General features: G+C 56.0%; 5 protein-coding genes and 1 pseudogene. All 6 read left to right on the forward strand.

The features are described 5' to 3' along the window. Positions 1–4: 4 nt before the first annotated feature. The 6 genes and pseudogenes from AC4OR5_RS24815 (at position 5) to AC4OR5_RS24840 (ending at position 9667) form a co-directional block, all read left to right on the forward strand. Positions 5–1717, forward strand: a complete 1713-nt coding sequence (locus AC4OR5_RS24815; RefSeq protein ID WP_012077904.1) for a dynamin family protein — start codon at positions 5–7, stop codon at positions 1715–1717. Positions 1718–1730: 13 nt separating this feature from the next. Beyond that, positions 1731–3974 carry a dynamin family protein gene (locus tag AC4OR5_RS24820; RefSeq protein ID WP_012077905.1) on the forward strand — a complete coding sequence of 748 codons (2244 nt, stop codon included), beginning with the start codon at positions 1731–1733 and terminating at the stop codon, positions 3972–3974. After that, positions 3971–6061: a dynamin family protein gene (locus AC4OR5_RS24825; RefSeq protein WP_012077906.1), complete on the forward strand. Its 2091-nt coding sequence runs from the start codon at positions 3971–3973 to the stop codon at positions 6059–6061. Before AC4OR5_RS24820 ends, AC4OR5_RS24825 begins: the two co-directional genes overlap by 4 nt. Positions 6062–6798: 737 nt before the next feature. Further along, positions 6799–7035 (forward strand): annotated as a pseudogene (locus AC4OR5_RS24830) (YfjT/YkfB family phage-associated protein); the annotation flags it as partial. After that, positions 6971–8431 carry a UvrD-helicase domain-containing protein gene (locus AC4OR5_RS24835; protein WP_158147701.1) on the forward strand — a complete coding sequence of 487 codons (1461 nt, stop codon included), beginning with the start codon at positions 6971–6973 and terminating at the stop codon, positions 8429–8431. The pseudogene AC4OR5_RS24830 and the gene AC4OR5_RS24835, both read left to right, overlap by 65 nt. A gap of 141 nt (positions 8432–8572) precedes the next feature. After that, entirely contained in the window at positions 8573–9667 is a 1095-nt protein-coding gene (locus tag AC4OR5_RS24840) for a hypothetical protein (RefSeq protein ID WP_023082124.1), read from the forward strand. Positions 9668–9793: the final 126 nt, after the last annotated feature.

The raw sequence follows: 9793 nt of genomic DNA on the forward strand, positions 1-9793 counted from the left end.
TAGCATGCTTGAAAGTCAAAAAGAGTTCGCCACTTATTTGAGAAAAATGGCGAGCCTGCTTAACGGGCAACCATTCTCATACGATCAAACATTGCTTGAAAAAGTGATGGAAACCGAGTTGGTGGTACCAGTGGTCGGGGCCTTCAGCGCCGGCAAGAGCTCGCTGTTGAATGCATTGATGGGCAAGGACATCCTGCCCGTGGGCATCGCTCCGGAAACCGAGCTGGCGACCGAGCTGCGCTATTCCTCCGAACCCTATCTGCTGGCAATAAAGCCGGACGGAGAACAAGAACGCCTGCCTATCGACGCCCTGGGTACGATCAACCGGCGTTCCAGCGAGTTTTCCCACCTGCGTCTGTACCTCAACAGCGAAGCATTGAAAGCCCTTGCACCGCTGGTTCTGGTCGACATGCCTGGGTTCGGTTCGTCGTTGGAAAACCACAACAAGGCAATTGCCTACTACCTACCTCGTGGCGTGCACTTCGTTGTCCTGACCAGCGTCGAGGATGGCAACATCACCCAATCGATGTTGCGCAAGCTCGACGAACTGAAAACCTACAACACTGACTTTACCTTCATGCTGAGCAAGTGCAACCTGCGCGCCCCCGATCAGGTGGAAGAAGTCCAAGCGTATGTCGACGACCAGTTGGGCGTGTATTTCGGCAACCAGTGCCGCAGCATCACCCTCGGCAACCGTGGCGGTGAAGAACTGAGCCGTGCTCTGGCTACCTTGCAGCCCGATGCCCTCTTCTCGCGCCTGTTTATCGACATCCTCAAGGATCAGAGTTTCGACCTACTGGCGCAGATCAACCTGGCACTGAGCGTGCTGAAAAAGGACAAGACCGAAAGCGAGCAGGCCACACGCGCGCTCGAACAGGCCCTGGCCCAACTGCTGGAACAACGCAAGGATGTCGAGTCGGATCTGAAGGAGCGCTATTCGGGGAAAATGCTTGATCGCACCCTGCGCAGCTTGGACAACGCGCTCAATGAATCGGTGGAAGAGCTGGCTGCCCTCGGCAACGGGAAAAACCCAAGTGCGCTCTCCAACGCCCTCTCCGAAATCATCCGTGGCAGCCTCGCCAACACCATCAAGTCTGAAGTCCAAGACATATCCACCAGCATGGTCGACCGGATTGCCGGCAACCTCGGCTCCGCCAGTAGCCAGATGGCTGTGCTGGATATCGGTGGCAACTGGAACTACGAGCTGGCCGGAAAGGTCAAGCTGTCGCTGGAGCGCACCACTGAAATGCTCAGCGATTGGTCGGCGCGCTTGAGCAACCACGCCAGCGAAAAGACTGACAAGGATGGAAACGTCGCACTCTATCGCAGCCTGTCGACGGTGCTTGCGGTTACCACCAGCGTGGTCAACCCACTAGTGGAACTGGCCATAATCTTCCTTCCCGAGATCATCAGGATGTTCAACAGCCCCGGCAACGAGCGCGAGAAACTTCGCCAGAAGCTGACCGCCGAGGTTTTCCCCAACATCAAGGCAGAACTGCGTGGAAAGATACCGGCGATCATCGACGAACAGCTCAATGCCATGCTGAAGAAAATCGGCGACGGCTTTGAAGAACAGATCACCCGGCAAAAACAGGTGATCGACTCGATCACCCAGGAAAAGCTCGAGCGTGAAGCAGAAATTGGTGAAAAGACCGCCAATTTGGAACACCTCGCCAGCGCACTGAAAGCCGCTGCCAACGAACACCTGTACCGCTAGGGCCAACGGCGTCATGAACTATCAGAGACTCGTTGCCTTCAGCGAGGGCCTGCACGATCTGGCAAACAGCAACCAGGACCTGCTCGCCCAGGAAATCGCCCAGTTCAGGCGGATGAACGGCATCGACGAGCCGCACCAGCTCGCCCAGGCCTGTCAGGACCTTCAGAATGAAAACCGACTGATGAACATCGGCATCGTCGGTAGAGTCAAGGCCGGCAAATCGTCCTTGCTCAATGCGCTGGTCTTCGATGGCGAGCCGATCCTGCCCAAGGCCGCTACCCCCATGACCGCCGCGCTCACCACCATTACCTGGGGAGAAGTGTTCCAGGCCAAGGTGGAGTTCTACGGTCCCGACGACATCAATTCGATCCGGTTCAAGGCCAGCCAGTTCGAAACAAGGCTGGCTGCGCGCAAGCTCGAATGCCTGGACGAACTGGTCAAGCGTCGTGGCAGCCAGACCAGTGGCGCGCCGATAGACATGCAGCAACTCACGCTCATGGCCGAAAAGCGGGCACTCAGTGAGCTGCAACGCGAGGAGGGGCTGTTCGCGGCACACGATCAGTTCCAACGCATGGAGAAATCTGGCCTCGACGCGTCCACCCTGAAAGCACACAGCGAAATCCAGGCCAGCACTCCCCAGGATCTGGCCGAGCGCTTGCATGACTACGTCGGTGCTAATGGGCGGTTCATGCCGTTCACCAAGACCGTACATGTGGCGATGCCACTCGAAGCGCTGCGAGATATCTGCATCATCGACACTCCCGGGATGAACGACCCGGTGCAGTCGCGCGAAGAGCGTACGGTCGAGCTGCTTAAGATCTGCGATGTGGTATTCATCGTCAGTCCGGCCGGCCAGTTCCTCAATGAGCAGGACCTCGAAGTCATGGGCCGCATCACACAGAAGGAAGGTGTTCAGGAGCTGGTGCTCGTCGCCAGCCAGATTGACACGCAGTTGTACGGCAGCGAAAAGCGCACACGCCTGAGCGATGCGGTTGACGCCATTCGCCAGCAATTGTCGATCCGTGCGCAAAGCGCTCTGACCAACCTCAAGCTGAGCAGCCCGGAAGTCGGTGCGGTATTCGACAACCTGATCGCCTCAGTGCACCGCAACCTGCTGCACAGTTCCGGTTTGTGCCACAGCCTCAACCGACGTTTCGATCTGCCCGAGCGCTGGGACTCCAACGAACGAGTGACGTGGGAAAACCTTAGCACCGACTATCCGGATTACTTCACCCGCGATAACCGCGAACTGTCGTTGCGCAGCCTGGACAACCTGGCGAACATCGAGGAGATCAAGAGAGTCCTGGCCAAGGTTCGCGAGAAAAAAGCCGAGATTACTAGCAAGACGATCACCAGCATGCTGGAGCGCAAGCAGAAAAACCTGGAAGCGTTCAAGGCCCTGATCATCAACCTGGCGCGCAACCAGGTTATGCAAATCCGCAATGCCGATACCCAGCAATTGGATGAGCAGATGACCTTGCTGGAATCGAAAAGACTGGAGCTATCGCTGGAGCTGGATGTCAGCTTCAAGTACGCCATTGCGGATTACCGGCACAAGTTGCGCGACAACATGCGAAAGAAGGCCGCCGAGCTGCTGCACGAAACCGAAACCGGCATCGAGCAGGCGCAACACTCCTATAGCGAAACCATCACCGTCCAAAAATCAGGATTTGGTAACTGGCTTGCACGAAAAATCTGGGGAGGAGGAAGCGAGGAAAGAACGGTCGTTCGCACCAAAGTCATCAGTAGCCAGGTGGTCGGCAACATCAACGCTTTCATGAACGAAGTTCAGGATGAGCTGGATATCAAAGTTGAGAACTCCCATCGCTGGCTGGATCAGGAACTTGGGAAAATTCTTACGCCCAAAATCCGCGAGGTACTCCAGAAGGACACCAATGCACAAATGATCAGGCAGGCGATCACATCGACCATTAACGCTCTTCCAGAGCCTGACTTTGCGCTGAACATCCCATTGCCCGACAACCTGAAAAGCCGGGGTACGCTGAAAGGCTACGAAGCCGAACAATTCAAGGACGACGCAGACGACTTCATCGGTTCGTTGGGCACCAAGATCAAGAGCAAGATCAGCGCATTCATCAAGGAAGTGGAGACAAACACACCGCCCACCATTTCCGACGCCTTCGTCGACGAAATCCAGCGCCGGATCAATCAGCTCAAGGAGCAAGTCGACAACGCCGAGCAAACCATCGACAGACTCGAGCGCCTGGCACGCAAGGCCGAAGGAATTAACCTGTGACCACGCCACCACGCCTCGATGAACAGGCATTGCCGACGCTCAAGGCGCTCTCCCGTTTCTGGCAGTTCAAACGCAAGAAGCTGGCCGCAGACCTGCTGGGCTATCTAAACGACGCCCAGCAACAAATGGACGAGCTGTACGCCGCCAATCAGCAGGTCAGTGCCCAGCGTGCGCTGCAGCAAGACGAAATTGCGCAGCTGCAGTCACGCAGTAACTCGCTTGCCGAGCAGTTGCAAGCTGAAAGCGTCAGGCTGGCTTCCACAGCCAAAGCGCTTGACCTGGAAAAGAGTAAGCTGCACGAGGCTTTGCAAGCACTGGCCCAAGCCAATACCCAGTTCCACGATGCGAGACTGCGCGAATCCCAAGCCCTCACCCGCATCGCTGAGCTTGAGCAACAGCTGACAGATCAGCAAACGCAGCTCAGCGAAAAAGCACAGTTCATAGACGAGCTTCAGCAGACTCTGACCGAAGTACGGCAACAGCTTGACGCGCTGCGCCTCTACAAGCGCCAACTGACCGAGCAATGCACCGATCAGGCCACGCAGATCCAAACGCTGGAGGTGCGCAGCCAGGAGCTCGCCTCGCAGTTGCAGGTGGAACAGGCCAACACTGCGATACTGGAAGAACGCAAGAGCCAGGCGCTGGCACAGATAACTGAACTCGAAGCATTTCTGGAGGATAACCGCAACCAGCTGTTATCCAAGGAGCAGAGCGTCTGCCTGCTGGAAAGCATGACCGAGCAGCTCAAGGCCTCACACCAGCATCTGGAGAACAACTACGCCGACATTAACAAACAGCACCTGTCCCTTATCGAAAAGTTTTCTCTGGTAAGTAGAGTGCTGGCCCAGCAACCACCCAGCAATCCCGGACTGGAGCGCTTCGCCGAGCTGATCAACAATGACTACATGGACTTTGCCAACCGCGAGTCATCATTGGCCGATGAAGCCCAAGCGGTACTCAAGATGCAGGCGATTCTTGCCGAGATGCACATGCTCAACAATTTCCCGAGCATCGCCGGCAAGACCATCCTCAGCATTGCCGGTGGCTTCAGCAGTGGAAAATCGGCCTTCGTCAACAGCTTCATCAAAGACCCGAGTGTCGAGCTGGCGACGGGGATCAACCCGGTAACTGTGATACCCAGCTACGTGGTGTGTTCCGAGGAAACCCAGATAAAGGGCTATTCCTACAATGGCGGCGCCCTAGATCTGGAACCGTCGCTGTATGCCTCCATGAGCCACGAGTACGTCCAGGCCTTCGGCTTCGATCTGCGGCGCATTCTACCGTTCATCAGCGTCAAGGTGCCGATGGATCCGGACCTGTTCGGCAATCTGTGCATCATCGACACGCCGGGCTACAACCCGGGCAACTCGTTAGGAGCGCAAGCCTCGGATCGTGTTACCGCTGCGTCACTGATCAACCAGGCCTCAGCGATGATCTGGGTCATCGGTCTCGACCCGGCAGGTACCATCGATCAATCCGATATCGAATTCATTCAGTCCTCACCATTTCGCGATGAGTCGCTCTACATCGTGTTGAACAAGGCTGATGTGAAATCTGAAGAAGATATCCGGCAGATCATCAATCAGGTGGCCTTGGATCTGGAATTTGCGGGTATCGACTATGCAGGCATAAGCGCCTACTCCTCCACCCGCCGCAGGACTTACCCCAGCAGCGGCATCAGCCTCGATCAGTTCCTGCGTTCGATCAACCACAAGGTGGACGTGGTTGATAAGGTGAATCGCAAAATCAATGCAGTGTTCGATTCCTACAAAAAGGCCATCGAGGCCGACATCGCGGAGCTGGAAAAACGCCAGGACGAGTTCAATGCGTTCAAGCTCGATGCTCTGGAGATAGGAGGCACTGAGCTCTTTGACCGGATAGACAAAGCATTTCCTCTATCGAAACAGATACTTGATACATCAGTGCAGAAAAAACTGGAGCAGGAATGTGAAAACCTGCGTCGCGCACTCAAGATCGCAGCTCAAAAAGCCTTGCTGGTCCAAGAGCCTTATAGCGAAACCATCAGCGCTAAAATAACGGGAATTGACAACTGGTTAGGGTTAGCCAAGCGACTATGGGGCGGTTGAAAAACACACCGAGCAACGCTGCCGTGTTACCGCCCGTCAAAGCCAGTTGGGCAGCACGCGTGCAACTGGCGAAGCGGAATTTCCAAGTGCTTTCGTCGATCTTAGTGCTCTGATGATCCCAGAAGTTCTGGAACACGTACGGGGTATCCAAATGCACTCGAATGCTGCCGGAAGAACCCTGCCAGACCAACGCATCGATGCGCTTACCCTCGCGCAGAGAGCAGAGCCTTCAAGAAAAGCCTTGATGATCTCTTGCTCAGACAGCCGCTGGAGTTAGTCGATCTCGGCCGCCTGCTCAGCGCGGTCAAGCCAGCTTAGGGCACGATGGTCATACAGCCCCAGATCGGGCTGTTGGGCAGCCCCTAGCGCTGACGTTGCTTCAATGGCTCACTCCTTGAATGAGCTCCGCCCCCAACAGAGCATCACCGTATCGCAGTATCGCGACACAATCTGTCGCGCTACGCAGGCACAGTCTCTTCAAGCACAACGGAGAGACCATACATGCCAATACCACCCCCGCCGCACACCACCATATGCCCAAACTGCGGCTGGCAGCGCACCAGCATTCCAGCCAGCGACGTCCTCCGACTGAATGTCGATTGGTTCTGCCGCTGCCCCCACTGCCAGCATACCGAGTTGGAGTCACGCCCGGCCAGCCGCGCGGAAATCATGCGAGAGCGGCTGGCACAGTTCTTTCGCTAGCCACGGACCAGAACTACATGACAGGGAAAATCATCATGCACAAAACCAAAATGCTGCTGCTCTGCAGCCTGCTTACCTGCACCAGCGCCCAGGCCGGCACCTATGAATGGACGCCCGGCTGGGGTATGGGCGTCAGTGAACATCTGGTGGACGACGGTAACGGCAACGAGTTGATCATCTCCTGCCCGGACTACGAGGAAGATGGCTATGTCCGCGCCTACGCCAGCATCGGTGGCCGGCAGTACAGCTCCGAAGAGGGCAGCGGCTTCGACGGAGAAGGGTGAGAAGGCAACAGCCAAGTGGCTCGAGTGGCAGGTCGAGAGGGAGCGACTTTTCGCGGAAGAGGGCCAAATCTGTTTCGACCTGTTTGCTCCTAAATCCAGTGAGCTACTGGGAAGGTGTCAGATGCTCCGGGAGCTGGTCGCAGACACTCATCCTGTAGTCATTGTTGATGAAGCCCAAGATACTGGGGATGCGGCTTGGAGCTGTATTGAGAAGCTGGCAGGCCTCTGCCAGATCATCTGCTTGGCTGATCTTGATCAGCAGATTTTTGACCACCTGGAGGGCGTTGGTCCGGAGCGAATCGAGCATATCAAAGATGCCTTAGATCCCGTTTTTGTAGACCTGGGCTCCGACAATAACCGCAGCCCAGGCACTGAAATCGCTGTTTTCGGCAATGACATCTTGGAGAAAACACCGAGAAGAGCCCCATATGCCGGAGTTGGTCGCATTTTGTATGACTCCAGACAGGAGCCGGTCCAGTGGATGCGTATGGCGCTTGGTCGATTTTTCGTTAGTGCTAAAGCTAACGGTCTGGAATTGGAAAACATCGCGATCCTTGCAACCACTGGCCGCGGTGTCGCCAAAATCTCTGCCGCTTTGAACGGTGGGGCGAAGCCTATTCCTCATAAGGTGTTGTTCGACGAGGCCGGAGTTCTGCTTTCGGCTCGATTGGCAGCATTCCTACTGGAACCCAAGCTTCCAGAACGACGTGCAGCTGATATCGCAACCTGTCTTGAATTACTTGCCTCGATAAGGCGTGCGTCCGGTAGCGCGACAGCGATCAAGGATGCAGCAACCTATCTGACATGGAGTGCCAGTATCGCTGCTGGTAAGCCCCCGAAGACCAAATTAGCGAGAAGTGCTGAAGCACTCATTAATGGCGCTGCGGATCTGGTGCTTACCGGGGACCCTGGCAGGGATTGGATTCAGATCAAAACGCTGCTCTATCGGACCGGTGTAACTGAGTTCAAGCAGGTCGCGGAGGCCCTCGACTATCTGATTGCTTTCAATCGTGGCAAGCGGATCAGCGCGAATTTGTCGGAAATGTGGATGACAACAGGTGCATATACCAGCGCGCGTCAGGGGCTTGATAACGCACTGGTTCAGGATCAACTGCTCGCTGACGGAAACGACACCCAAGGCATACACGTCATGACAATCCACAAATCCAAGGGGAAGCAGTTCGATGCCGTGATCCTTGTTCGGGAAAGCATTAGGCTGGGAGCGAACGTGTTTCGCTCCTCCTTTGTCTGGCGTGGGGATGAAGCGCCCTATGATCGCAGTCGGAAAATTCTTCGCGTTGGAATCACTCGCGCGCGGCGCTACGTTCTGATGCTCGAACCGACATTTCCGGCATGCCCCATCATGTCGGAACACAGATTGTGAGGGTGACCGCTTGTGGCCACTTTGAGCCTGTCGCGTCAGGCAGAAGTCGGCCAATAGCTGCCTGTTCGTAACGGGAGCAAGCTTCCGGAATGGGATGCCTGAAAGCGTATGCTTACGCACTCGCACTGTAGGTACTACGATATGCCCTCAATTCATACCCTGAACGCTCGCGGCAACTTTCTGCTCCCTGTAATGCGTGAGTGCTTTTCCCTCAGCGATGCACGTACCTTTGCTGAAATACAGAATCTTCATGGTGAGTGCGTCGGCATCCTTAAAGCCAAGGGGATCGACTACGCCTTGCTCAGGACAGCCCTGACCCCGCAACCAACAAAGCACGAGGCGGCGTTCCTTTTCGATACGGATCTTTGTGCCCGGAGCTTCGCGCCTGGAGTGGAGTGCGCCGAAACGCTATTTAGCGCGCTGGATGCCCAAACGACACACAGCATCCTGGGTGGAGAACTTTTCGGCTCGAGCGATCAGCTTGCGCGCAAGCTGCTGGATCCCGCAGTGGTCAGCACAAAACCGAGTTTTCATCTGCCCGATACGTGCTTCGTCCTGTACGTGAACAATCTGTCCGCAGGTGCTATTGCTGCCGTCGACTCCAAACTCCAGCAGCTTCCTGCCTACGTAGGCTACTTGCCGTGCACTTACTCAAGCGCAGCCAAAACCTTCACCTCGCTGAACCTGATGAATTATGTGATCAAGCATGGCGGCACAGTCATCATGGGGCACGAAGATGATCGACCGAACACGCAGGATTTCAACCTCCACCAGCATGACTACGTGACACAGGGTTTCCGACTCAGGAGCATTCAGTCGATCTACTTCGGCACATTCCTCTCATACAAGCCTGAACGCCTGCTGCTCGATCTCATCGACGACGACCTGGAGATCGCGGTCAGGGCCATGTCGCCTGCTGTAGCACCGCTGGCAGAGTTCACGGTTCTCATTGAGGATGCCAAGTTCGAAAAGTACCTTCAGATCACGAAGTTAGGAAAACTGCAAAAGGCCGGCCTGGCAGAACTGACCAAGGCCGAGCTTGAGACCGCAATCCGAGGCAAGCTGCGGACGAACTACCTGTACAACCTCGAGTGGGTGAGCCAACCGACCCACCAGCTCAGCAAATTCAACATCCTGCTTGAGTTCCCGCGAGTTGGCGGCCACCCGGAACGTGTAGTTGTGGCCCTGGAGTACCGCCCGGTCGACCGCATCCTTCGCCTTGTCACCATTACCTGACTCCCCAAGCCTCCAGAACATAGCCTGACCACTACTGGACTACCCCCGGTACGATAGACATTCCCGGCCTACGCTTTGGACTACCCGCAGTGGAATCTGACGCTCACAACCCCGGTTGGGGGATTG

It is taken from the genome of Pseudomonas sp. YA1, from assembly GCF_058680555.1.